The 23,506-nt window shown below is 49.9% G+C and carries 27 protein-coding genes and 1 pseudogene; 15 read left to right on the top strand and 13 right to left on the bottom strand.

Annotated elements, in window-relative coordinates; all coding sequences use genetic code 11:
- Window positions 1-5 precede the first annotated feature (5 nt).
- A complete protein-coding gene (locus J7J49_RS01075) occupies window positions 6-179 on the bottom strand; it encodes a VIT1/CCC1 transporter family protein (RefSeq protein ID WP_215089524.1) in 174 nt (57 codons plus the stop codon).
- A 158-nt stretch (window positions 180-337) separates the two neighbouring features.
- Here J7J49_RS01075 and J7J49_RS01070 point away from each other — a divergent pair, with 158 nt between their 5' ends.
- Window positions 338-805, top strand: a complete 468-nt coding sequence (locus tag J7J49_RS01070; RefSeq protein ID WP_215089522.1) for an RNA-guided endonuclease InsQ/TnpB family protein — start codon at window positions 338-340, stop codon at window positions 803-805.
- A gap of 198 nt (window positions 806-1,003) precedes the next feature.
- On the opposite strand, the gene dsbG is transcribed toward J7J49_RS01070, so the two are convergent.
- Both dsbG and J7J49_RS01060 read right to left on the bottom strand, forming a co-directional pair.
- Window positions 1,004-1,783, bottom strand: coding sequence for a thiol:disulfide interchange protein DsbG (gene dsbG / locus J7J49_RS01065; protein ID WP_215089520.1), 780 nt, complete (start codon window positions 1,781-1,783; stop codon window positions 1,004-1,006).
- A gap of 62 nt (window positions 1,784-1,845) precedes the next feature.
- Window positions 1,846-2,661 (bottom strand): TlpA disulfide reductase family protein, encoded by an 816-nt coding sequence (locus J7J49_RS01060; RefSeq protein ID WP_215089518.1) that lies wholly within the window; start codon window positions 2,659-2,661, stop codon window positions 1,846-1,848.
- A 375-nt stretch (window positions 2,662-3,036) separates the two neighbouring features.
- On the opposite strand from J7J49_RS01060, the gene J7J49_RS01055 reads away from it, so the two are divergent.
- The 4 genes from J7J49_RS01055 (at window position 3,037) to J7J49_RS01040 (ending at window position 5,288) form a co-directional block, all read left to right on the top strand.
- Window positions 3,037-3,225: a YgaP family membrane protein gene (locus J7J49_RS01055; RefSeq protein WP_215089516.1), complete on the top strand. Its 189-nt coding sequence runs from the start codon at window positions 3,037-3,039 to the stop codon at window positions 3,223-3,225.
- A gap of 248 nt (window positions 3,226-3,473) precedes the next feature.
- On the top strand, window positions 3,474-4,415 hold the full coding sequence (locus J7J49_RS22740; protein WP_215089514.1) for a DnaJ C-terminal domain-containing protein: 942 nt from the start codon (window positions 3,474-3,476) through the stop codon (window positions 4,413-4,415).
- Window positions 4,416-4,418: 3 nt separating this feature from the next.
- Window positions 4,419-4,724: a chaperone modulator CbpM gene (locus J7J49_RS01045; protein WP_215089512.1), complete on the top strand. Its 306-nt coding sequence runs from the start codon at window positions 4,419-4,421 to the stop codon at window positions 4,722-4,724.
- A gap of 399 nt (window positions 4,725-5,123) precedes the next feature.
- Window positions 5,124-5,288 carry a hypothetical protein gene (locus tag J7J49_RS01040; RefSeq protein WP_215089510.1) on the top strand — a complete coding sequence of 55 codons (165 nt, stop codon included), beginning with the start codon at window positions 5,124-5,126 and terminating at the stop codon, window positions 5,286-5,288.
- 68 nt (window positions 5,289-5,356) lie between these two features.
- Here J7J49_RS01040 and J7J49_RS01035 read toward each other — a convergent pair whose 3' ends face one another.
- The 5 genes from J7J49_RS01035 to J7J49_RS01015 all read right to left on the bottom strand — a co-directional run bounded on the left by J7J49_RS01035 (window position 5,357) and on the right by J7J49_RS01015 (window position 9,708).
- Window positions 5,357-5,701, bottom strand: a complete 345-nt coding sequence (locus J7J49_RS01035; RefSeq protein WP_215089508.1) for a hypothetical protein — start codon at window positions 5,699-5,701, stop codon at window positions 5,357-5,359.
- Between the two features lie 70 nt (window positions 5,702-5,771).
- Entirely contained in the window at window positions 5,772-7,442 is a 1,671-nt protein-coding gene (locus J7J49_RS01030; RefSeq protein WP_215089506.1) for a phosphoethanolamine transferase, read from the bottom strand.
- Between the two features lie 22 nt (window positions 7,443-7,464).
- The gene (locus J7J49_RS01025) at window positions 7,465-8,151 is read right to left on the bottom strand and encodes a phosphatase PAP2 family protein (protein WP_215089504.1); all 687 of its coding nucleotides are present in this window, start codon (window positions 8,149-8,151) and stop codon (window positions 7,465-7,467) included.
- Complete coding sequence (locus J7J49_RS01020) at window positions 8,133-8,510, bottom strand: diacylglycerol kinase (protein WP_251048083.1); 378 nt, start codon at window positions 8,508-8,510, stop codon at window positions 8,133-8,135. Before J7J49_RS01020 ends, J7J49_RS01025 begins: the two co-directional genes overlap by 19 nt.
- Window positions 8,511-8,559: 49 nt before the next feature.
- Window positions 8,560-9,708 (bottom strand): glycosyltransferase family 9 protein, encoded by a 1,149-nt coding sequence (locus tag J7J49_RS01015; protein WP_251048082.1) that lies wholly within the window; start codon window positions 9,706-9,708, stop codon window positions 8,560-8,562.
- A 362-nt stretch (window positions 9,709-10,070) separates the two neighbouring features.
- Here J7J49_RS01015 and J7J49_RS01010 point away from each other — a divergent pair, with 362 nt between their 5' ends.
- Both J7J49_RS01010 and J7J49_RS01005 read left to right on the top strand, forming a co-directional pair.
- Window positions 10,071-10,733 (top strand): response regulator, encoded by a 663-nt coding sequence (locus J7J49_RS01010; RefSeq protein ID WP_215089501.1) that lies wholly within the window; start codon window positions 10,071-10,073, stop codon window positions 10,731-10,733.
- The gene (locus J7J49_RS01005; RefSeq protein WP_215089499.1) at window positions 10,730-12,142 is read left to right on the top strand and encodes an ATP-binding protein; all 1,413 of its coding nucleotides are present in this window, start codon (window positions 10,730-10,732) and stop codon (window positions 12,140-12,142) included. The genes J7J49_RS01010 and J7J49_RS01005 overlap by 4 nt, the downstream gene beginning before the upstream one ends.
- Before the next feature lie 124 nt (window positions 12,143-12,266).
- Here J7J49_RS01005 and J7J49_RS01000 read toward each other — a convergent pair whose 3' ends face one another.
- Both J7J49_RS01000 and J7J49_RS00995 read right to left on the bottom strand, forming a co-directional pair.
- Window positions 12,267-12,581, bottom strand: a complete 315-nt coding sequence (locus J7J49_RS01000) for a permease (RefSeq protein WP_353048318.1) — start codon at window positions 12,579-12,581, stop codon at window positions 12,267-12,269.
- A 135-nt stretch (window positions 12,582-12,716) separates the two neighbouring features.
- Window positions 12,717-13,901 (bottom strand): thiolase family protein, encoded by a 1,185-nt coding sequence (locus tag J7J49_RS00995; RefSeq protein ID WP_215089497.1) that lies wholly within the window; start codon window positions 13,899-13,901, stop codon window positions 12,717-12,719.
- A 351-nt stretch (window positions 13,902-14,252) separates the two neighbouring features.
- On the opposite strand from J7J49_RS00995, the gene J7J49_RS00990 reads away from it, so the two are divergent.
- Together J7J49_RS00990 and J7J49_RS00985 are read left to right on the top strand one after the other, a co-directional pair.
- On the top strand, window positions 14,253-14,729 hold the full coding sequence (locus tag J7J49_RS00990) for a hypothetical protein (protein ID WP_251048081.1): 477 nt from the start codon (window positions 14,253-14,255) through the stop codon (window positions 14,727-14,729).
- An 82-nt stretch (window positions 14,730-14,811) separates the two neighbouring features.
- Entirely contained in the window at window positions 14,812-15,828 is a 1,017-nt protein-coding gene (locus J7J49_RS00985) for a GGDEF domain-containing protein (RefSeq protein WP_215089494.1), read from the top strand.
- 32 nt (window positions 15,829-15,860) lie between these two features.
- Here the strand turns inward: J7J49_RS00985 and J7J49_RS00980 are convergent, their stop codons facing one another.
- The 3 genes from J7J49_RS00980 to J7J49_RS00970 are packed head-to-tail and all read right to left on the bottom strand — an operon-like array spanning window position 15,861 to window position 17,098.
- Window positions 15,861-16,187, bottom strand: coding sequence for a TraR/DksA family transcriptional regulator (locus J7J49_RS00980; RefSeq protein ID WP_215089492.1), 327 nt, complete (start codon window positions 16,185-16,187; stop codon window positions 15,861-15,863).
- A 51-nt stretch (window positions 16,188-16,238) separates the two neighbouring features.
- Window positions 16,239-16,688 carry a hypothetical protein gene (locus J7J49_RS00975; RefSeq protein ID WP_215089490.1) on the bottom strand — a complete coding sequence of 150 codons (450 nt, stop codon included), beginning with the start codon at window positions 16,686-16,688 and terminating at the stop codon, window positions 16,239-16,241.
- A 47-nt stretch (window positions 16,689-16,735) separates the two neighbouring features.
- The gene (locus J7J49_RS00970) at window positions 16,736-17,098 is read right to left on the bottom strand and encodes a hypothetical protein (protein ID WP_215089488.1); all 363 of its coding nucleotides are present in this window, start codon (window positions 17,096-17,098) and stop codon (window positions 16,736-16,738) included.
- A gap of 293 nt (window positions 17,099-17,391) precedes the next feature.
- Here J7J49_RS00970 and J7J49_RS00965 point away from each other — a divergent pair, with 293 nt between their 5' ends.
- The 6 genes and pseudogenes from J7J49_RS00965 to J7J49_RS00945 all read left to right on the top strand — a co-directional run.
- A complete protein-coding gene (locus J7J49_RS00965; RefSeq protein WP_215089485.1) occupies window positions 17,392-20,052 on the top strand; it encodes a bifunctional acetate--CoA ligase family protein/GNAT family N-acetyltransferase in 2,661 nt (886 codons plus the stop codon).
- A 46-nt stretch (window positions 20,053-20,098) separates the two neighbouring features.
- Window positions 20,099-20,440, top strand: a complete 342-nt coding sequence (locus J7J49_RS00960) for a cation-transporting P-type ATPase (protein ID WP_215089483.1) — start codon at window positions 20,099-20,101, stop codon at window positions 20,438-20,440.
- A 63-nt stretch (window positions 20,441-20,503) separates the two neighbouring features.
- Window positions 20,504-21,705 (top strand): annotated as a pseudogene (locus tag J7J49_RS00955) (HAD-IC family P-type ATPase).
- A 16-nt stretch (window positions 21,706-21,721) separates the two neighbouring features.
- Complete coding sequence (locus tag J7J49_RS22365) at window positions 21,722-22,057, top strand: HAD family hydrolase (RefSeq protein WP_251048080.1); 336 nt, start codon at window positions 21,722-21,724, stop codon at window positions 22,055-22,057.
- The gene (locus J7J49_RS00950) at window positions 22,035-22,832 is read left to right on the top strand and encodes an HAD-IC family P-type ATPase (protein WP_251048094.1); all 798 of its coding nucleotides are present in this window, start codon (window positions 22,035-22,037) and stop codon (window positions 22,830-22,832) included. Before J7J49_RS22365 ends, J7J49_RS00950 begins: the two co-directional genes overlap by 23 nt.
- 30 nt (window positions 22,833-22,862) lie before the next feature.
- A partial coding sequence (locus J7J49_RS00945) for a DUF2238 domain-containing protein (protein WP_353048317.1) occupies window positions 22,863-23,506 on the top strand: 644 nt, incomplete at its 3' end.

The following is a 23,506-nucleotide window of genomic DNA, read 5'->3' as shown; positions in this document are numbered from 1 at the left end:
CAGCATTAACCCGCAACCACACCGAACAGCGCACCAACCCCTGCTGCGAACGCCATGGCCTGGGCGCCCCAGAAGGTGGCGCGCCGGGCCGCCAGAAACGCTGGGGCACCACCGGCCTTCGCCGACAGCGACCCCAGTAATGCCAGAAATATCAGAGAACTCCCTGAGACCGCCCACATAACCAGAGAAACCAGAAAGAACAAAAAACATTAGCAAGGGCAGGGCGGTACCCAAGGTAAAGGTGCCAGCCGATGCCAGCGCTGCGTGCAATTTGCACCGAGCAGTTTTCCGGACTGCACTGACAGACTACGCAGCGACTCTTCAATTTCGAGTCGATATGGGCTTAACGCCCCTCACCATTGACTCCAATGGCTACAAAGTGGCTAATCCCCGCTTCTTAACATGCGCTCGGGCCAACTTGCGGCACACACAGAAAGCCCTGTCACGCCGCCAAAAAGGCAGCTTCAGCCGTGCGAAAGCACGGCTGAAGCTCGCCAAGGCGAATGAGCGCCGAACCAATGCCCATACTGACTTCCATCACAAGCTGACTCGACAGCTCATTGACGATAACCAAGCGGTGGTACTCGAGACGCTGAGCAGTAAAAATATGCTGAAAAACCGTAAGCTAGCCAAGCATATTGCGGATGCAAGCTGGTACAGCTTTATCCAGAAACTTGAATACAAGGCCAAGGCTGACGGCAAGCACCTGGTTAAGATCAATCAGTGGTTTGCCAGCTTGAAAACCTGTCACGCGTGCAACCACAAAACCGAGGCATTAGCGCTATCAGTGCGCCAGAGGGACTGAGAGCACTGTGGATTGATCGCGATAATAACGCGGCGCTTAATATCCGCCAGCAAAGCATTTTACTGTAACGGGGGGCCGAAGAACTGTCAGTTCCTGCCAATGGAGGCTTGCGTAAATCCGGCCCCGCGCCGGTTGCAGCCTAAGAAGTTGGAAGCCTCGCCCGTGGGTGGGGAGCAGTAACCGGCCTCCTGCAACCCTTTATGGCGCTTCGCTGCCCATCATTTCGATCAGCCGCTCGTCACTGGGCATACCCTGAATGCGGTCGAGGCGCACGATCCCGTTCTCTGTTTCACGCTGAAAAACCGAGGTGGGAGTGGCATACAGCCCTAGCTCCTCAAACAACTGGTTATTGGCATACACCTGCTCTTCAATTTCCCTCGGTTGGGCGCTGGCTTCGATTTCTTGCTGGCCACTTTCATGGGCATGCAATGTCGCCGCCGGGTTATCGGCTCCGAGGACGGCGGATGCTTTTCCAGGGCTGTCGGGCGCTAAGATACCTACCATGATATGACGTAGCTGTACCTCACCTGCTTCCACCCAGGGGCGAACGTCTTGCCACAGCTGGCGGCAGTAGGGGCAGTTGGCGTCCGTGAAGGTGTAAATCACCACGGGAGCATCAACATCGCCATCCTGAATCCAGTGGCTTTCGCTTAATAGCTGCCAGGTTTGTGCCTCTAATGGAGCTCGTACATGCTCATCCAACTGCACTTCGGTAAGGTCATTACCCTCGCTGTCCATTAGTGTGCCCACCACGGCGTGCTCACCATCGGGCGTTAAGTAAATCGCCATATCCTGACTCTGCACGCTGGCGCCGTAACCGCGCAACCCGCCGGGGGCATCGAATTGACCATGAATCTCCAATCCTTGGTCGGCCAGTGCCTGAATTGGGGCGGGGAGGTCATTGGCAACACTCGTAGAGGTGCCCACCAATCCTGCTAGTAACAAAAAACCGCTAACGGTGTTTCGGGTTAATTGCATTACAACGTCCTGTTTTAATGATATGGCGTTAAAAAGTAGTAGAAGGATATTAAAAGGGCGGGTCAGCGCAAATGTTCTAATCCACGTTGCAGAGTCGCGCTGGAAAGCTCGCCAAAGTGTGTATTGACCAAGTGGCCATTGGCATCATAAAAGAGCGTGGTTGGCATGGCATGAGCTCCGGTGGCTTGACCAACCTCATTGCGGGGGTCGAGCCATACGTTGTCCAACGAGAAGCCGTATGCATTCATAAACGCGTCAATATGGGAAGATGTCTCCCCTTGATTAACAAAGACAAAGGTGATGTCGGTTTCATTAGTTTGCGCTTGTTCAAAAACCGGCATTTCGCGGATACACGGCGGGCACCAACTGGCCCATAGATTGACTACTATAGGTTGTTGGCTCCGTCGCGACATTTGCGGTAGATCAATGATCGCGCCTGTGCGGGTAGTCAGCTTGATATCCGGTAACGGGCGAGACTGGTGCTCTATGAGAGTAGCGCTACCCGCGGTGACCCCCCATACAATGCCGCCCGCTACAAGCGCGCCGGTCAGTGGAAACCGCTGGCGCGGTGATCGCCATAGAACCCAGCTTGCATACGCAACGCCTACAAGAATCCCGCCGATGATATCAAAGCCGCCATCGCGTATATCTAGGCGAGAAAGCAAGCCATCATACTCGCTCCAGTAACGCACCACGAATACCAGACGGGCGCCAATAAAAGCGACAATGAGCAGGGTTAATAGCGTATCACTTACGGACTCCCGATGACGTCGACCCAGCAGCGCTCCGGCAATCAGCGCCAATAAAAAAGCCAAGCCAATCAAGAGCTGATGGATACTAAAGCCCATTGGGCCCAGGGCAACACTCTGTTGCAACATAAGAAAAAATGACCCCTAGAATAATGGCTGTGCTGGCATTGTCGCAGCACGACATTATTTAGGGATTATGCCGCTGTATCTGGTGTATTTAATGCCCTTAAAAACCGCTAAGTGTAGTGGGCACCCTTAATTATCTCTCTCCACCATCACCAACACTCAAATAGCTTGATATGGATCAAGCAGCTGCCACTTGTGTGGTGCCCTGGCCAGTTAGTACAGCTATGCTAATCATGTAATTGAGTTATTAGGTTAGAAAAAAGTAATGTAATAAAGCCCATTTCACTCGTAGTAGCAATTGGAATCTCGGCAGTCATAGGCGTCACGCCTCCGTTATAGAAAAGGTCGAGACCTATTAAGAGGCAAAAGGTATCCATCATGAAGAGCAATGTAGGCGGCATCGATAAAATCTTACGAATCCTAGTCGGCATTGTACTGATTGTACTGGCCATCACTGGAACTATAGGTTTATGGGGTTGGATTGGGCTGTTGCCGTTGGTAACAGGCCTGTTCAATTTTTGTCCTGCCTACAAACTGTTGGGCGTCAATACCTGCAAGACAAAGTAGTCATCTTGCATAACTCTTCCCTGTTTCGAAATAAAATGTTCATAAGTAAAAACTGCTGGTAAACGGGATTCATCGTGTCGTGGCTACTCTAAGAACGCGTAGTGTTCAAAAATGGATTAACGATAGGCGCCTAGCCTGCGGGTGTGCAAGGAAGTTTCCGACTAGCTTTGTGTCATCAACTGCTTATTACACGGGGTACTTGGCTGATCAATGCCTAGAGCCCATTCCGACTAACGGAGGCTCTCAACGTGGAATTTAAGGATTACTATCTTACGCTCGGTGTGGTGAAGACGGCGACGGCCGAGGAGATTAAAAAGGCCTACCGCAAGCTGGCACGCAAGTTCCATCCCGATGTGAGCAAAGAGCCGGATGCCGAGCAGCGCATGCAAGAAATCAATGAGGCCAAGGCAGTGCTGTCTGATCCCGAGAAGCGCCTCGCCTATGACCAATTGGCGCAGCAGTATCATTCTGGTCAGGATTTTCATCCACCTCCGGATTGGGATGCAGGTTTTGAATTCAGCGGGCGTGGCTTTGAGGAAACCGACCTCGGTGAATTCAGTGACTTTTTTGCTAATATTTTCGGCCATGGTAGCCGACCAAACAGAGGGGCAGGCGGCTATCAAATGCGGGGCGAAGATCGTCATGCCAAAATTCTCATTGATCTAAAAGATGCCTACCTCGGCGCTACTCGTTCGATCACGCTGCTTGTGCCACAGGCCGATGCCCAAGGTCGCGTCAGCTCCAGAGAACACACCCTCAACGTAAGAATTCCCAAGGGTGTTAAAGCGGGCCAGCATATACGTCTTACAGGGCAGGGCAGCCCCGGTATCGGCGGGGGGCCTGCGGGGGATTTGTTTCTTGAGATCCACTTTACCCCCAGCTCACTTTACCGTATTGAAGGCCGAGATATACACCAAACAGTGCCGGTAACGCCCTGGGAGGCTGCTTTAGGCGCCAGCATTGAAACACCCACACCTTCAGGTGTTGTGAAATTAAAGGTGCCTTCAGGCTCTCAAACAGGACGCCGGTTGCGTTTGAAGGGGCGTGGTATTCCCGGGCCTGAACCGGGTGATTTATATGTTGAGCTGGAAGTAGTCCTGCCCTCAGCCGATAACGATAATGCTCGGAAACTCTACGAAACCATGGCGCGTGAACTGGCTTTCGATCCGCGCCAAAGGAAGGGAGGTTAGGCCATGGTACAGTGGGACATTATTAACGGTGATCTGATCGACGAGGCGACCCTAACCCTCGAAGAATTGGCGCGTGCCTGCTCGGTGGAAACCGATTGGGTTATTGAACGCATTGAGAGTGGCCTACTGGCTGACGGTTCACCCTATGTGTCGAGCTGGCGCTTCACCAGCCATGACCTGACCCGAGCTCGGCGAATGTATCGGTTGGAACGCGACTTTGAGGCTGCGCCTGAGCTTGCCGCGTTGGCGGCTGACCTGATAGAGGAAAATCAGCGCCTCAAAGATCGGTTGCGCGCTGCGGGTGTTTGAGAAAATTATTAGTTGCTGGCATCAACTCTTGCAATAGGGGCAATGATAATTTCCGCTTCAAAACCGTCTTGATGCTCCGTAGCTGGCGAGCGCAGATGTAACACAATACATCCGCCCTTAGTCATTGCGTCAACGATGGGTAGGTCTAGACCGGAACCGGTACTGTCTGTTTTTGAGCGGATAAATCGAATGCGTAATAGAATGAGCTGATCCGGTGGCACGATGTCACTGCCACTGCACACTCTCAGCGTGCCATTGCTCTCCATGTTGGCTTTTCCACCGGCTGGTTCGGTGAGCCGTGCTTGAGCGCATTCTCAATCAGTTTAGCGGGTTGCCTGGTAACTGAGTTTTCAGTCGCTGCACTTTGACAAGCGCTATTGCTAGCGGTGTAAGCAATTCGTGGGCACTGTTGGCGGTAAAAATCCGTTTCGATTCAAGCGCACGGTGCAATCGTTCGAGCAGACGGTTGATGGCAACGGCGAGTTTTACGAGCTGTTGGTTGAGGGCTCCGAGGTGTTTCCCAGACTTGATGCCTTTGGCCAGTTATGCGCCCAGGGCTTTTGAAGATTATTCAGTCGTGGGCAGTTACACAATTTGGTTTACAGACTCGCACCATGAGTTAGGGGTAGGTATTAAGCCAGAAGAAATAAAACAACCACAGTCCCAACTCCTGCACTACCTATCGCGTCCAGCGTATCTAAAACCTCATTCGCTAAAGGATGAAGAAGGCTACCCATAGTTGTGCTTGCACTGCTTAACCTCAATAGCTGAGAGGTGCTGCTGATTCCGATGCTGAATATAGCGATGATAATTTCAATTGTTTCTATCTCAAATAACACGATGAGAGTGGAGAGCAAAAAGGTTAAAATTATGCATTCTCTAAATGGCAGCCAACGCCAGTAGACTAAAGTCTCATCATCATTCGATATCCAACTGCCTGAAGCGATCTTTTTTGTTAATAAGAGCGTTATGGGCATTCCAATGCGCCTAAATCGTGGTGAGATTGAATGTATCTTGCCACCGAATACTTAACGATCACTTACGCGTTTAACGGCTGGAGGGTTGTCGGCACACTTGGCTAATATCTTCTGCCTGCTGATAAATATCCGTTGCTACGCCAAGCAAGCCCAGCACGGTGTGAAATAAGTTATCGTGCGAGGCGGATTGATCAGCGGTTCGGCGTAAGCATTCCATATCGAGCCCTTGCTGCTGTGAAAATGTGCTGGAAAGCCACCACACCATAGGCACATGCGTCTGTTCGTCGGGGGCAATAGCGTAGGGAATGCCGTGCAGATAAAGCCCTTTTTCCCCCAGTGATTCACCATGATCCGAGAGATAGATCATCGCGGTTGCGTAGTCATCCTGACGCTCTAGCGTCTCAATTACCTGATCCAATACGGTGTCGGTATATAGAATGGCGTTGTCGTAGCTGTTGGTGATGGCCTCTCTTGAGCACTTGGCTAAATCCGCGGTGGTACAGGCGGGCACAAACCGTTCGTAGGCGGCAGGGTAACGTTGGTAATAGCTGGGCCCATGGTTGCCTAGCTGATGCAGCACAACCACCTGATCAACTAAGTTGCTGCTAATTTGCGTGGTTAAGGCTTGAACCAGTGCCTCATCCATACAGCGTCCATCTTGGCACATAGACGCATAGTCCTCTGGCAAGAGCGCTTTTGTCGTCACTCCCTCGCAGACGCCTTTACAGCCTGATTGGTTATCAAGCCAGGTGACCTCTAGCCCGGCGTGGGCTAATACGTCCAGCAAGGACTCATGCTGCTGAGCATAGGATTTAGAGTAATCGGCACGCCCTGGTAATAAAAACATGCAGGGTAACGAGACCGCCGTGCTTGTACCGCATGAGGAGACGTCCGAAAAATTGATAACGTCAGGCTGCAGGGCAAGTTTAGGCGTGGTTTGGCGCTCATAACCATTTAATCCCCAATTCGCCGCCCGCGCCGTTTCGCCCACCACGATGACGAGCAGTGTGGGTTTGTCACCCTCTTGCGAACTGATATAGGCATCCTCTCCCACTGGGAGTCGCGCCGTATTCGCGCTAGCGTGTTGGCTGGAAAGCGCCTGGGCCATCGATACTATATAATTACCTGGAGTCACCAAGTAGCGCAGCTGCTTATTGTTGCGCATCAGTGACGACACGTCTTGATAAGATAAGAAGATCGCTAACAGCAATATAACCGTACTAGCGAGGCAATAAGCCAACCTACGCAGCATTGCCTTCTTCCAGGTTGAAGGCGCGATATTAACTCGCCAAATCATGACGGTAGGCAAGCCAAAAAAGATGGCCAAATGAATCAGTAAACCAGCGGTGAGAAGCTCTTGTGCTTCGTTAGTGTCCGTTTGAAGCACATTGTCTAACATGGAAGTGTCAAAATAAGTGCCGTAATAACTGGTAAAGTAGCTGACGAAGGCGGCAATCAGAAACAGTAAGGTTAATATGGGTTTTACCAGCGTTCGAAAAGCAAAGCTAACGAAGACCAAAAAGTTAAGACAGATCATGGCCAACAACATATTGGCAAAGGTCAGCCATGTCTGGGCGGCAAGAAGGTCATAGCCAGCAAGGGCTTGTTGCCAAAAAGGGATATTGTAAAAAACGCTGAATATGACAACGACCCATAAGACAAGCTGCTCTGTGCTCAATGTGGGGCGATAATGCCAAGCTGTTTCAACAATTTTTGACGGCAAGGACAGCAAAGGGGGCATCGAAAAGCTCTCTGAGAAAAGATTAATGAATGCGGGGGGGTAATAAGCGTTTTGAAAGGACAAAGCTGACGGTCCAACAAAGCATGACGGTCCAGAGGTCGTGGGATAGAAAGTGCGCCCCGCGCAACTGTTGAGTGAGGCCGAACGTAAGGCCAAGCCCTAAACCCAGCGCAAGCCCTGCCCATCGCCAGTGGGGTCGTATGGCGGCAAAAAAGAAGTAAAGAGCTATCCACGTATACCCTGCGCTGGCATGCCCGGCTGGAAAGCAAGCGGACGCTGGCACTGAGGAAGGGCGTGTGTCGAGCAGGCCAATAAAGCCTCGATCTCCTCCATAGCGTATTAAATCCCAAGGGCACTCCATGCTCACCAGGTGTTTAATAGTCGCAACCAGTAACGCCGAAAGAAGCGTTGCGGAAAAAAGATATAAAAGCGGCATGCGATACTCTTTAAGACGAATCAACATGGTGCTTAGTATCAACAGGAGGAGTGTGGCTAACCCCATCGCCAGACTTAGCCATTTACCGCCTTTGTGAAGAATATCCTGGGTAATCAAGGCATCTTTCCATGCCCAGGTATTACCCTGAAGGCGATACAAAAAGTCGGCTAACGTAAAATCAATGTTTAAAATACTGAAAACTGACATGGCGATCAGAAATAAAAGCCAAGCGGATACCAAGGGTTTGAGAACATTTAGCCGAGCAGTACGCATAACCACACACCCATCATCATAAAAATGGTCATCATGACGGCGGCAGCCCCCATGTCTTTCGCACGCCCGCTAAGTTCGTTATGTTCTAGTCCGATACGGTCAATGGTGTTTTCGATAGCGGAGTTGATGAGTTCCACTATCACTACAAGGGTGAGTGAAGAAAACAGCAACGCTTTTTCTACGGAAGTGATATCAACAAAAAATAAAAATGGGTAGAGGATGAGGCAGAGCATTACTTCTTGTCTAAAGGCAGATTCATGTATCCAGCAAGCTTTTAAACCCGACACTGAATTTATAGAAGCGCGGAAGATGCGTTTAACACCCGTGCCATTAGGTTTTGACGTAGTTGAGATAGGCAATGCAGTACACTCGATAACGTAATAGTGGGGGCACTATAAAGGGCAAAACTTAACGAACAGTTATGCGCTTTAATTCAGAGCGAGAATAGAAATGAGCAGCACTTGATTGTGGTGTTACCCACTGATTTGGATGATCCGTTACCGAGGCCGTTTGAACAGGAGCGGGGGAGTTTTGTCCGTCAAGATTAACGCGTATGGCTTCTATTACCGTGCTGATCTCTGGGCGCCACAGAATGGTGTCATAGGCTTCTCGTGGTACGAAGGCGAGTAATTTTTTCTGGCGTACTAGGGAAATGGTGGCGACATCGAGTGCTGCTGCTAGGTGCATAGGCCCTGAGTCGGGTGTCACGAGTAACCGCGCCCGCTCTAGAACGGCGGCAAAGTGACGTATAGGAAGCGGCGGGCATAAGCTGCCATACAGCGATGACATCAAACGCTGCTCAATCGGTGTTAGAAGCCTAAACTCTTCCGGCCCAAGAAAAACGATATAGCGTATTTTGCTGGCTTCCAACGTATCGATGAGCGTTAGCCAAAATGCCAACGGCCAGCGTTTGTTTTGATGCCCGCCTACGAAGATCGCAATAAAGTCTGTATCTAATGGTCGATCGCTATGAGGGCTGACTAGCTGTTGGATCTTCGTTATTGCCTGATAGCGTTCCTGCTCCGTTAGCTGGAGCAATGGCCTATTACGGCAAGCAACACCGAGTGGGCGTGTCAAATTAACGATGGCATCGTAGGCATGGGATGACTTCCCTTCCGCCTCAATGCTGTAACACCGCTGGTGACCTTTGCGTGAACCCATGGTGTACCGTGCCCCTATTAACCGGGTCACTATAAAGCCGCTCGTTGAGCCTCCGCTCACTTGTACCGCTAGGTCATAGCGTTGTGCTCGTAGGCGTCGACATAGTGTCACACACTGCCAGGGACGGAGAATGGCGGCTCTCGACAGTAAATGGAAATGGTCAACAGGACGTTGCTGCAACAGTGGCCATGTTTTGTCGGTGGCTAAATAGTCTATGCGCGCGCAAGGAAAGCGTTCACGCAAAGCATCGATGACAGGGGTGCTGATTAGCGCGTTGCCCAGACGAAAATTAGGGCGAATAATTAAAATTTTCTCTATACCCACAAGGCTATCGATGGTTTCTGGTGCAGGCGCTTTGAGGATATACCGTAGGCCTCCCAGTAAATATCGCTTCATTCTTTTTTCTAAAAAACGGGCCATTATTTTTAAATAATAGTTTGTTCTAATAAGTGTTAGTAAGTGCATGCTCTGGCGCTCTGTTCAGTTAATAGACAATGATCTGCCCACGGCAGCGACAGGGCAGATGCAAAATGACCGCCATTGAAGGCGTTGTTTTGGCTTTGCCCATGGCGAAAGAGGCAGCTTGAGCCTAAATAACTTAAAGAAGAGTTAAATTGCGCAAGAGGTATGCAAAAAAAGACCGTTGGCTTACTGGTTGAATCCAGATGCGTATGCTTTGTGGGCAGTAAGTTGCCGTATTTAAGAAAAGCTTAAGTTTTGATAGCGAAGATAGCGGTTTGTCGATGGGGGGAAGCAGCATGCGGGCACTGCTAATAGAGGATGATCCCTTGCTAGGGGATGGCATTAAGACAGCGCTAGAGCGCGAGGGTTATACGGTCGATTGGTTTATGCTTGGCCGCGAGGCAATCAGCGCTATCGGCAGCGAGACATTCAGTGTGATTATTTTGGATCTTGGGCTGCCCGATATGGACGGTATGCAGGTGCTGCAGTTACTCCGTCAGCAGTCTACTCTGCCTATTCTGATTTTGACGGCTCGCGATGCGATGGAAGACCGTATTGGCGGTTTGGATGCGGGGGCGGATGACTATGTGCTCAAGCCTTTTAATTTGCAGGAGCTACTCGCCCGCTTGCGAGTCGTCATGCGACGCGCTGAGGGGCGTGCTTCGCAAATACTGACGTTGGGTGCTTTGAGTATTGATGAGGCTCGTCATGCGGTGAGTTGGCGGGGCAAAGACGTAAAGTTGGGTCGACGCGAGTATGCCTTACTCTTAGAGTTAGCCAGGCACCCCGACAAGGTGCTATCTCGCCCCCGTTTGGAAAATTTGCTTTACGGCTGGGGCGATGAGGTAGAGTCCAATGCGGTGGAGGTTCACATTCATCATCTGCGTAAAAAGCTTGAGAAGCATCTGATCATCAATGTGCGCGGGATTGGTTACCGGCTGGATAGCCAAGCGCAATGAGATCGATACGGAGTTATCTGCTTCGCACGCTGGCCGTTACCCTGGTTGTCGCCGGGGGCGTTGCGGTTACCGCGGCTTACTTAATTACCGATCACGAGCTAGAAGAAATTCTCGATACACAGCTCAGTCTGCATAGCCGGATTGTGGCTGGCCAACTCGATCCAAACGCGACCATCGACGACTATGCTCGCCTGGCTTCGCGCATGGGCCTCCCAGAACATCCGACACAGCTATATCGCGACGGTGACGCAGTGCCCGTGAGCGGATCAGAATCAGATTCCAAGCTTTACCACGAGGAAGAGCTCAAATTAGTGCTGGGTTTTTGGAATGCCGATGGTTCACCCAGGCTGTTAGGGGGCAAATGGAATGATGCCGGGCCTTTCCCCGCGCCTTTAGAGGAGGGTTTTCGCTGGGAAAGCTACGATGGGCATCGTTGGCGGGTGTTCAGCATGTTCGACGTTGCCAGCGATACCTGGATCAGCATGGGGCTGAGAGGTTCGTTTCATGATGAAGTGGTGGAGCGCATCACCTGGAACAATTTATTGCCGATGCTCTTTTTGCTACCACTACTGCTTTGGCTGATGAGCCGTATTATCCAGCGAGGGATTGCGCCCATCCAAGCGCTTTCCAGCCAAGTACAAGGCCGCTCCGCCCACGACCTGCGTAAAATCGATAATCCGGTTCCGCAAGAGCTTAGTGAATTACGCCAATCGCTAAACGATTTTATCGCCCGGTTAAAAGCAACGTTAGAGCGCGAGAGGCGTTTCACTGCAGATGCGGCCCATGAATTACGCACGCCCTTGGCAGCGCTGCGAATCCACTTAGATAATGCACAGGCAGGGGGGGAGCAATCATTACAAAAGGCGTATGTCGGGGTTGAACGGCTTCAGCGGGTGGTAGAACAACTGCTTATTTTGGCTCGTTTGGATCAAGTCGCTACAACCTCACCGGCCACGATCGACCTCTATCCGATTATTGCTGAATTGGTAGCCGAGCTATGGCCACTCGCTGAAGAGCGAGATCAGCGCTTAAGGCTTACGGGGTTAACCCGGCTGGAGGTTCGCGCCGACGAAGTCGAGGTGGGTATTCTCTTTCGTAACCTACTGGATAACGCCTTGCGCTATACGCCGGAAGGGGGGCAAGTGGAGGTAGAGTTGGCGCTTTGGAAGGGTTTGCCTCAACTGACCGTGAGAGATACTGGCCCCGGGCTCCCCGAGGCACTTTTGGATAAGGTGACGGAGCGCTTTAGGCGCGCGTCCGGTCAGGGTACTACCGGCAGCGGATTGGGTTTATCGATTGTCTCTGAGTTAGTCCAGCGCCAAAGCGCACGCCTTACGCTAAATAACCGCACGCCCAATGGGCTAGCAGTCAGTGTTACGTGGGAGCAAAACCAGCAGCAAGACTGTTAATTATTGGTGTAGCAACGAAACGCGTCGTTCGCACTACCTCCTCTCTTATTGCGTAGCTCAAGCCTTCAACAGCGATTCAATTTTGTGCCGATCCGGCATGCCGCCGCTATGCACAAGCTTGCCATCAATAGCGATACCTAGTAAAACCGAGAAAGCGTGGAATGCTGGAGCAGGAGCAAAACGGGGAGATGGCGCCGAAACTTGCGCCTAGGCCATAGCCATAGAGACGATTCTTCTTTTGAATGTAATCCCGTACACGTTCAAGGTCGAGGGAGGCGCGGGCAAGGGCAATGAAATAGATCATTACCACCAGCAACGCCAAGATTTTGGTGGTGTCTTCAATGAAAAAATGCAGCGATGAACCCCACTTACTGACGGGAGACAGACCTACTAAATCATAAACGACCCAGTCGGCTAACGTTGTAAAAATATCCAGCATGCACGGAGCCCCTTTTGTTGTGTACGTTACTTACGAGGAAGACACATCACCTAGTAAAAGGACGCAAGGGTCGACCTTTTCTACTGCAAATAAGGCTCGGTTCGTGTGCTCTTAATACAATGTTTAGAACAATGGTTAGAGGGACTCTAGTGCCAAGGCAATACCCTGGCCACCGCCAATACAAAGGGTCACGACGCCGCGACGTTCGCCGGTGCGTTGCATAGCGTGCAGCAGACGTGTGGTCAGCACAGCGCCGCTTGCCCCGATGGGGTGGCCATGAGCAATGGCACCTCCCTCCATGTTGACGATATCTTCTGATAGTCCCAGCTCGCGCTGGCATGCTAAGGCGATAGCGGCGAAGGCCTCGTTGATCTCGACCCGGTCAAGGTCTCCTATCGTCCACCCAGCCCGGTTTAAAGCCTGTTTCACGGCAGGAACTGGACCGATGCCGAAGTAGTCAGGTTCTACGGCTGCGATCCCGAAGGAGACCAAACGTGCCATGGGCAATAAGCCCTGTTGTTCGGCCCATTCGCGCTCAGCGACGATCATTGCCGCCGCGCCACTATTTAGCCCTGGGGCATTGCCCGCAGTGATTGAGCCGTCCTTGCGAAAGGCTGGTTTGAGCTTAGCGAATGATTCTGGGGTAGTGTCGCCGCGGTTATGCTCGTCTCGCGCGAAGGTTGTGGTGCCCTTGCGGCTAGTGAGCTCGACTCCGGCAATTTCAGCATTGAAGTAGCCTGCTTCCTGAGCCTTTGAGAAGTTTAACTGAGAGCGTAGGGCCCAGGTGTCTTGATCTTCACGTGAGATGACATAGCGGCTCACTAAATCTTCAGTGTGCCAGCCGGAATGCTTGCCACTAAAAGCATCGTTCAGACCGTCGAAAAGCATGCTATCGAACATCGTCACATCGCCCATGCGCGCGCCCCAACGCCCTTGGGCTAGCACATAGGGGGCTCTATCCATGTTCTCCATACCGCCAGCGATGACGCAGTCGGCCATACCGCTCCAGATTTCCATGGCAGCACTAGCGACAGCCTGAGCACCGGAGCCGCATACGCGATTGACTGTCAGGGCAGGTACTTCAACAGGTAAGCCGCCGGCGACCCCGGCCTGGCGAGCCGAGTTCATACGACAGCCTGCTTGGATCACGTGGCCCATGATCAACGATTGAACCTTATCGGGGGAGAGCTTCGATCGAAGCAGGATTTCCTGAATGACCCGTCCGCCCAGATCCGTAGCAGGAGAGTCCTTGAGACTACCAGCATAGGTGCCAATAGCAGTGCGAACTGGGTAGCAAATAACAACGTCGCGAGAGGACATGTGGTCACTCCTGTTGTTTAAAGGGGTGGAACTGGCTGAGCTGTATTATTAATGCGAATACTTAATTTATAAGCATCATTTTTATTTAAATCAAGAGAGTAAGGTATTGGTTTTATAAAATTAAATAACTATTTAAAATTGAACGATTTTATTGTCCTGATTGGGCTTTCTAAGGTGTTTATGCTTAATATTGTTTAATGCTTATATATGAGTTTTGTTATTTAGCTTTTGTCGTATTTCTAATGGTGATGCGAAAGTTGATGCGCATCAAGGAATTCTAGCTTTATTTCGCTCTAGTATGTCCTCTTGATTACCTATCAAATTTTGGATTTACAAAGGAGGACTATAGTCATGACCATAAGCAATCTATTAGCGCTTACTTTTTTACCCCAAGAGCAGATCGCCTTAGCCCACTCACACGAGGAAAATGAACTACATCGTTATAGGTGGCTAGCTCTTACCTTTTTGCCTTTTGATCCCTCTGTTAGTCGCTTGATGACAGCCGTTGGCATGGAGTGCGTACACCGTCTTTGTAACTTGCAAGAAGTCGCCAGTAAGATGGGTCTTGGCGCTTGTCTTATTAACAATCAACCAAGGGAAGTCCCTTTGACAAAAATTAAAAGTCAACACTTCTTTGTGGTAGGTGAGCCTATGGGACGTGAACTACTCTCGAAAGCTGAAGAAGATGCTAGAGTTTCATGCACATTTTTAACTGGCTGCTGGAAACCAATGCTACGCCTGAACTTCACAACACCCTATTCAACTGTGCAACACAGAAGGCTAATGAGTGTCGAGTGCTGCAAGAGTGTCGAGAGCAATGGAAGTTAGGATTTTCTGAATTATCTTTAGCTGGGTAAATGAAAGATAAAACACCGAAAAATAAACACTGTTATACCAGTGGAGTTAATTCATGCATTCTTCATTATGTTTTTCCCCGGATTGTTTTAACTATTTCGATAGTTTTGGTAGTAATGTCTGTCCGGTGATCAAGTGCTTTTGTGAGTTTTCTGCGGAGCAGATGATAATTATTAGCACTGTAGATAAAGATAACTATATTGTTGAAGCAGTTAATCCCTTACAACATGCCCGGCGAAGCAACGATGTAATAAGTATAGGTAAAAATATCATTCATCTACTCCCATCACCGTTAGGAGAAGAGTTTTTTATAAACTGCAAGCACTGTGTGATGGAGAGAGTCCCGGTTAATTACCAAGTGCCAGGTGGTCATATCGAGGCACATAATCACCCGCTCTGCCTTAAGGTGCTTCTATTGCCCATTATGAACCAACAAGGAGTAGTCACGCATTTACTCTGTATTTTCTTAAGCTCTGGTGAGGATGCTTATACGCAGATAGCTTCGTTCACCGAGCAAGAATTGGAGAGTCGGGTTTTAGAGCGCACTGCTGAATTAGTGGCTGCGAATTCGCAACTGACCTATTTAGCAACCCATGATGCCCTCACCGAAACCTATAACCGACGCCATCTGCTTGATTTGGCGAATGCTGAATTTAAGCGGATTTCTCGTTATGGTTTATCGCTCTGTGTGATGATGTTGGACATTGACCATTTCAAGTCAATCAATGATGAACACGGGCACACGGCGGGCGATCATATGCTGAAAACCGTTGCACAAGTGATGCGTTCTTCCGTACGCGACTGGGATCTGGTGGGCCGCTATGGTGGCGATGAGTTCATTATTATATTACCCGAAGCCGATATCCATGGTGCTAAAGTCATCGCTGAGCGCTTAGGTCAAACACTGAAAAATGAAAGATTATCTGTCAGTATTGGTATTGCCACTCTTGAGCTCAACGATCACTCTATTGCTGATTTAATCGATCGTGCCGATCATTTGCTAATGAATGCCAAGCGAAATGGTCGTAACCGAATCGAATGTACTTCACCCGCACTTACGCCTTTAGGGTAATTTGATGGTTAATGCATTGCTGACTGATGAGTTTAAGGAATAGCGCACTCATTGCAGCGTGTCGCGTAGGGTAAGGCGTGAAAGCGTTGAGTTTCGATCAATTCGCCACACACTTCGCAGCGGTCTCCTACGTGGGTATCAATCCTTGAGAGTGCTTTTTCGATTTGTGCTAACTCAGCACGCGCTTCATTATCTAAAAGGTCGACGACATCATCACCCTGAATTTCTAGCGCCTGCTCTTCAAGATCTTTATCTAAGGCACCACGAGTATGGCGTTGATGTGCTTCGTAACGTTGGATACGCTCAAGTACTTCTTCACGTAGTTGCTCAAGCTGTGTTTTTCTTTGATTCGCGCTCATGATACGTCCTCAGTGCTTAATAAAACAGAATAACCATATATAAACAAAGTACTATAGGTCTTCAAATTTTTCTGCATCGCGAACCATGCGCATAATTTCGTGCTGTTCAAGCGTTAACAAGTTACTCACTAGCTCCTTAGCTTCTGCAGCCTCAGTGCGCATCGCCAAAAAACGATATAACTCAATAATTTTGCTATGAGTCGATACTATCGACTGCATGATTTCTGCAAAAGACATGTTGGCATAGTCTATGTTATTCAGAGCAAAAAAATGTTTGTCGAAATACTCCACACACCATGTATGAATAGCCGCTGCCTGAGCATCTTGCTTGCTCAGTTCCAAAACGCGACTCAGCTCTTTTTCATGTAGCGAAAGATAATCAAGCAGCATGCGTACTTTCTCTTCCGGAGCGGAATGAGATGCTTTTTCTAAGCCATGAGCTAAGTTGGTATGTAACAGTTGCGTCATTTCCAACACTTGTTGAATAGTTTCGACTGACATAGTCTATCCAGATTTTCTAAAAAATGTTAATTTTGATTTTTTTGGCTTTACATTTCACTCCAAAGGCGCTCTTTAAAATCTTCTTTGAGTTCAGTCACTTTAAGTATTCGTCTCATATTAACGTCTGCCATGTCACTTGCTATATTATGATAACAAGATACCATTGATAGTGGTGTCTGCACTCCTTCCAATCCCAGCATGCAGTTTGTTAGCTTGCTATATGAGTCAACCATGGTTGAGAATAATTCGAGTTCGTGGCGCATGGCATCGTTAAGCGTGTCAAACCAGATGTACTGTAATTTGACTGAAGAGCTGTTAGTTGCCATCAAGGGCTGATACCACCATATAAATGCACCATCGTAGCTGGGAGCATTCAAAGCCTTTTTATGGGGCGATTGCAATGTTGTCATTTTATTCCCTCCTTGTAAAAGAAAGCGTGCGTCGATAATTTAAAGTATAGAAGCCTTTAGGTTTCCTAGCTTATTACTAATCATTGTTTTTATGTTTTAGATCAATGTTTATGCTGCTAATAATACAGTTGTCGTAACGTGCTATGTCATACAATGACTTAGTCCACGTCAATTTCTGCACTGGCCCTGTTGCAGCTCTGAATGCTCTTGTACACGCTCTTGACATGAGAATTCAGCTGAATAAACGAACGATGTGTGATGTCTTGAAAGCAAACGGTTAGCGGAGATGTTAGATGTCGATTCGCAATTTAGATGCGCTGTTCTCGCCTGGAACGATTGCTCTCATTGGTGCCAGTAACCAACCGGGGTCGGTGGGAGCCGTATTAGCGCGTAACCTTTTCAGTGCAGGGTTCGCGGGCCCTGTGCTCACCGTCAATCCTAATGAGCGCGCTATTCGATCAACCCTGAACTATCACTCTGTCAGTGAATTGCCGCTGTCCCCAGAGCTAGCAATTATAGCGACCCCACCAGAAACCGTTCCGGGGCTTATCAAGGAACTTGGTGAGCAGGGCTGTCGTGCGGCGGTGGTCATTACTGCGGGTTTTGGAGAAGGGACTCAGAGGGAGGGCAAGGCGCTTAAGCAAGCTATGTTGGAGGCGGCGCGCCCCTATCTAATGCGAATTGTCGGGCCAAACTGCCTAGGTATTTTGGCTCCCCACAATGGCCTCAATGCTAGTTTCGCCCACCTTTCACCGCAGAAAGGAAACGTGGCTTTCGTTTCTCAGTCGGGCGCTGTGGCAACATCGATTCTTGACTGGGCTTCCGCACGTGGGATTGGCTTCTCCTATGTCATTTCTTTAGGCTCAATGAGCGATGTTGATTTTGGCGATGTACTCGATTTTCTAGCGCTAGACCCTAAAACGCACTCTATTCTTCTCTATGTCGAGGCCATCACTGATGCACGTAAATTCCTATCGGCTGCACGCACGGCTTCACGGAACAAGCCAGTCGTCGTGGTAAAGGCTGGTCGCAGTGAATCGGGAGCCAAGGCGGCGCTTTCGCATACAGGGGCTATGGCTGGCTCCGATATTATTTACGACGCTGCGTTTAGGCGTGCAGGCATGCTGCGGGTCAAAACCTTGGATGAATTGTTTCAGGCTGCAGGAACGCTTGCTACGGGTATCCATGTTCAGGGTGAACGGCTGGCTATACTTACCAACGGTGGCGGGGTCGGTGTACTAGCAGTAGATGAATTGGCCGAAGTGGGCGGCCACTTGGCAGAGCTTTCCGAAGCCACCTTGGCGCGTTTAGATGCCGTCTTACCCAAGGCTTGGTCACACGATAACCCTGTCGATATTCTTGGCGATGCGTCGGGGCAACGTTATGCAGACGCGCTCGAAGTTTTACTTGATGAACGTCAAGCTGATGCACTCTTCATTATCAACTGTCCGGTGGCGGTTGCCGACAGCGTGGATGCCGCTCAAGCGGTGATGACTACTCTCAATAAGCGACGGTTACCCGTATTAACGTGTTGGCTGGGTGAAGGAGCGCCCGCCGAGGCCCGACGATTGTTTGTTGAGAAGCGCATTCCCTCTTATGACACGCCCGAGCAGGCCATCCGTGCCTTTTGGCACTTGTCCAGTTACTGGCGCAATCAGCGAGCCTTGATGGAGACACCTGCGGCTATGTCCGATCTCTTTCGCATTGATATAGCCAGCGCGAACGCTATTATTGAACGCGTTATTGAAGATGACCGCAGCTTACTGACTGAACCCGAGTCATCAGCCATATTGGCAGCATATGGCATACCCACAGTGCCTGCCATAGTGGCTCTCACTCCGGAGGATGCCAGTAGGGCGGCTCAAAAACTGGGTTTCCCCGTTGTATTGAAAGTGTTGTCGCGCGATATTTCACACAAGTCAGATGTAGGGGGTGTGCAATTAAATTTGGCCTCGCCTGACGCCGTGTATCAGGCAGCCGAGAAGATACTTGCCGCGGTTCGTCAGGCGGCACCTATGGCACGAGTCGATGGTTTCAATGTACAACCGATGATTCGCCGCCCAGGGGCACATGAACTCATTTTAGGCGTTGCTGAAGACAGTGTTTTCGGACCCATTATTCTGTTTGGGCAGGGGGGGAAAGCCGTTGAAGTCATTAGCGATCGCGTTATTGGCTTACCGCCGCTTAACTCTCTGCTGGCTCAAGATATGATCCGATCCACTCGGATATCACGCCTTTTACAAGGCTATCGTGATCATCCAACAGTTGATATGGAAGCAATTACACTCACGCTCATTAGATTGTCGCAGCTTGTCAGTGACTTGGGGCAAATCGTTGAGCTTGATATCAATCCTCTTCTAGCTGATGCCACTGGTGTCATTGCCCTGGATGCACGCATCGTGATTAAAACCGATCAGCGTCTGCCAATGGCAATTCGCCCTTATCCGAAACAATTTGAAAAAACAATTTCGGCGCGCTGTGGCCAAGCCTATTTCTTACGTCCCATACGTCCCGAAGATGAAGATGGGTTGGTTAACATGCTGCGCCAATCCTCTCCAAACGATGTTCGGCTGCGCTTCTTTGCAGCTATTAAGAAATTCGATCATGCCTTTGCAGCGCGCTTAACCCAAATTGATTACGACCGGGAAATGGCTTTTGTGGCGATGCTACCCGGCAGTGAAGAGATAGTAGGAGTGGTACGTTTATCTGCCGATCCCGATAAGGAAAAGGCTGAGTTTGCGGTGATGGTTCGTAGCGATATCAAAGGTACCGGCCTGGGTTATACACTAATGCAGCAAATTATCGATTATGCGCGCAATAGTGCTATCAAACAGGTGTTCGCTGATGTGCTGCGAGAGAACCATCCAATGCTCAAAATGGTTACAGAGCTTGGGTTCAGAGTGCAGTCAACGGACCACCAAGCGGATAGCATCACCGTTGTGCTTGATCTGTAATGTTAACCGTCGCGTAGCGATAGTGATTGATTGCTAAGGGAACAGTATGAAGACATCGTCTGCTTCACGACACTCTGATGCTGCGGTCAAACCACCCCCTGCCGACGCCTATGCCCAGCATAGCAATGATGTTCTATCATCAATGGACTCATCGCTAACTGGTTTAACAGCTGATGAAGCGGCTAAACGCCTTGTTATCTATGGCCACAATCAACTGCCAATAGTAAACGGTCGTCATCCTCTATTTCGCTTTCTTGTTCAGTTCCACAATGCGCTTATCTATTTTCTGATAGCGGCAGCTTTGGCCGCTTTGTTGTTAGGGCATTTTGTCGATGCGGTAGTGATTGTTGCTGTCGTGCTGGTCAATGCGATTGTTGGCTTTGTGTAAGAAGGCAAAGCGGAAAAGTCGCTGAATGCGATTCGTGATTTGATTGCGCCGCAGTCTCACCTAGTGCGAGAAGGGAAGCGTATCAAAGTGCTGGCCAATCACATCGTTCCTGGCGATATTGTGATATTAAAGGCAGGGGATCGAGTACCAGCGGACGTGCGACTAATCCTCGTCAGCGCATTGAAAATCGAAGAAGCCATTTTGACTGGTGAGTCGGTTGCTGCCGAGAAGCGGGAGACCCCTGCTTTGAAGGACGCAGCCCTTGGTGATCGTCACTCTATGGCGTATTCGGGTACGCTCGTGGCAACTGGACAAGCCACAGGGGTAGTTGTCGCTACAGGCAGTGAGACCGAAATTGGACGTATTAGTACACTTTTACGCGATGTCCAGTCGTTGACAACGCCACTGCTACGTCAGATCAACCGTTTTGGCAAGCACTTCACTTGGATCACCTTAGCAGTGACAGCCTGCCTGTTTACTTTTGCGGTGCTAGCCCGAGGCTATGTCTGGTCTGATGCCCTTATTGCTGTAGTGGCCCTAGCGGTGGCGGCTATTCCTGAAGGTTTACCCGCGGTTATTACTATCACGCTTGCCATCGGCGTTCAGCGTATGGCGCAGCGCAATGCCGTCATCCGGCAGTTACCCGCCGTGGAAACTCTAGGCGCTACCTCGGTTATTTGCTCTGATAAGACAGGCACATTAACCCGTAACGAAATGACAGCACGTCGGTTAGAAGTTTCCTCAGGGCTGATTAAGGTGACAGGAACAGGCTATTCACCCGATGGGCGATTGGAAACTGAACTAGAGGGAGACGCCGCAACAGATGCGTTGCAGTTGAGCAGTGAGAAACTGATGTTAACTGGACTGCTTTGTAATGATGCTCAGTTAAATCACTCCGACGCGGGATGGCACGTTATCGGCGATCCAATGGAAGGGGCTCTTGTGGTGTTAGCCATCAAAGCGGGCCTTGACCCTGAGCGAGTACGTAAGGATTGGTCGCGCATTGATGAAATACCATTTGATGCCAATCATCGGTTGATGGCGTCGCTGAATGCCATGCCGGCGGAGAGAGTCGAATCTTCGTTAAAGGTGCCCCAGATGAGCTTTTACAGCTATCTAACTTACAGATTACTGACAAAGGCGAAGTGCCGCTTGATCGGGATGAGTGGCCAGCGCGAATAGCGCGAGCGGCGTCGGAAGGTGAACGAGTGCTCGGCTTTGCCACCAAGAAGGTAGTGTCCGGCGTGAAGAAGCTAAGTTTTTAGCGGTATTGAGAACGAATTGGTCTTTGTTAGCCTAGTGGGGTTTATCGATCCGCCTCGTGAGGAAGCCGTTACTGCCATCCAGGAGTGCCACTCTGCTGGAATTGCAGTCAAAATGATTACAGGTGACCACGCAGCCACAGCGGCAGCTATCGCCCAGCAGCTGGGGCTAGGTGAGAATCCACTGGTGCTCACTGGGCGCGAAATTGATGATATACCTGACAGCGATTTATCGAGCATTGTTATTAATACGAGCGTATTTGCCCGAACCAACCCAGAGCATAAGCTGCGCATTGTCCGAGCGCTGCAATCGGGGGGGCGCCATCGTGGCCATGACAGGGGATGGTGTCAATGATGCGCCCTCACTAAAGCAGGCTGATGTTGGTATCAGTATGGGGCACAAAGGCACTGATGCGGCTAAGGAAGCATCACAGATGGTACTTCTTGATGATAACTTCGCCTCTATTGTGGCTGCTGTGTATGAGGGGAGGGTTGTCTATGACAATATCCGCAAGGTGGCTGCGTGGACACTTCCAACTAATGGTGGCGAGGTATTAGCGGTCATTGCAGCGATACTATTAAACGTTGCCATGCCCATGTCCGCAGTTCAGATCCTCTGGATCAATCTTGTGATGACAGTCACCCTCGGACTGGCCTTGGCGTTCGAACCAGCTGAACCGAATGTTATGCGACGTCAGCCCAGACCTGCGCAACAAGGCTTGCTGACGCCGTTTTTGATCTGGCGGGTAGTATTTGTTTCGTTGTTGTTCTTGGTGGCGGTGCTGGGTGTTTTCTTCTACTCCCTTAATAGGGGAGATGAATTGGCCATGGCACGCACCCTAGTGGTCAATATGATTGTCGTGCTGGAGCTATTTTATCTGTTCAACGTACGCTATTTACATATGACGGCATTTAACTGGCGCGGTGTATTAGGCACTCCAGCCGTCTTGGTGGCGGTTTCAATAGTGATCATTGCACAACTTGTATTTAATTACCTGCCGGTTATGCATGCTCTGTTCGATAGTCGGCCACTTGCTTTAATGGATGGGCTACTGCTTTTAGGTCTAGGCATGTTGATGATGGTGGTACTTGAAATCGAAAAAGTACTGTTACGACGTGGCGGTTTTTAAGCCTTTAGAGCGAGTAATGGAGGGGCTGGTGTGGGTAGGATAAGCCAAGCTGGCAGTCAGCATGTGAGAAAACGTGACCGCTATGCTATTTGGCTGTTTGTAAGTTTTATGGTTTTCTGGATATGGCTGGCAATCAGTCCTGTTTCTCGTCCGGACTGGTTGCTTGAGAATGTGCTAGTGCTAGCAGTGATCCCCGTGTTGGCCTGTTACTGGTATCAGGGCAGTATCTCTCGATTGGCATGGGGAGGTGTGTTTCTCTTCTTGATATTTCATACCGTTGGTGCCCATTACACCTATTCCAAAGTGCCTTACGATCTATGGGGGCAAATTTTATTCGGTTTTTCATTGGATCAATTTCTTGGCTTTAATCGTAACCAGTATGATCGATGGGTTCACTTCCTTTATGGGTTGTTACTGTTGCCATTAATAACTGAGGTCATAGGAAGAAGCTACCCACAAAACACTTTTCTAAACCGCTGTATACCCGTGCTGATAATACTATCCCATGCGGCACTGTATGAGCTTGTTGAGTGGCTAGCGGCAATTACGCTTTCAAGCGAACTGGGTCAAACGTATCTAGGTTCTCAGGGGGATATTTGGGATGCGCAGAAGGATATGGTTTTGGCACTAGTAGGCGCGCTTGTTGCTAGCTCACTGGGCGGTCTCCAACTCTA

It is taken from the genome of Halomonas sp. ISL-56 (assembly GCF_018612805.1).
Classification (GTDB): Bacteria; Pseudomonadota; Gammaproteobacteria; order Pseudomonadales; family Halomonadaceae; genus Vreelandella.
The sequence above is the reverse complement of the archived record's forward strand: the minus strand, read 5'-3'. Positions and strand labels throughout refer to the sequence as shown.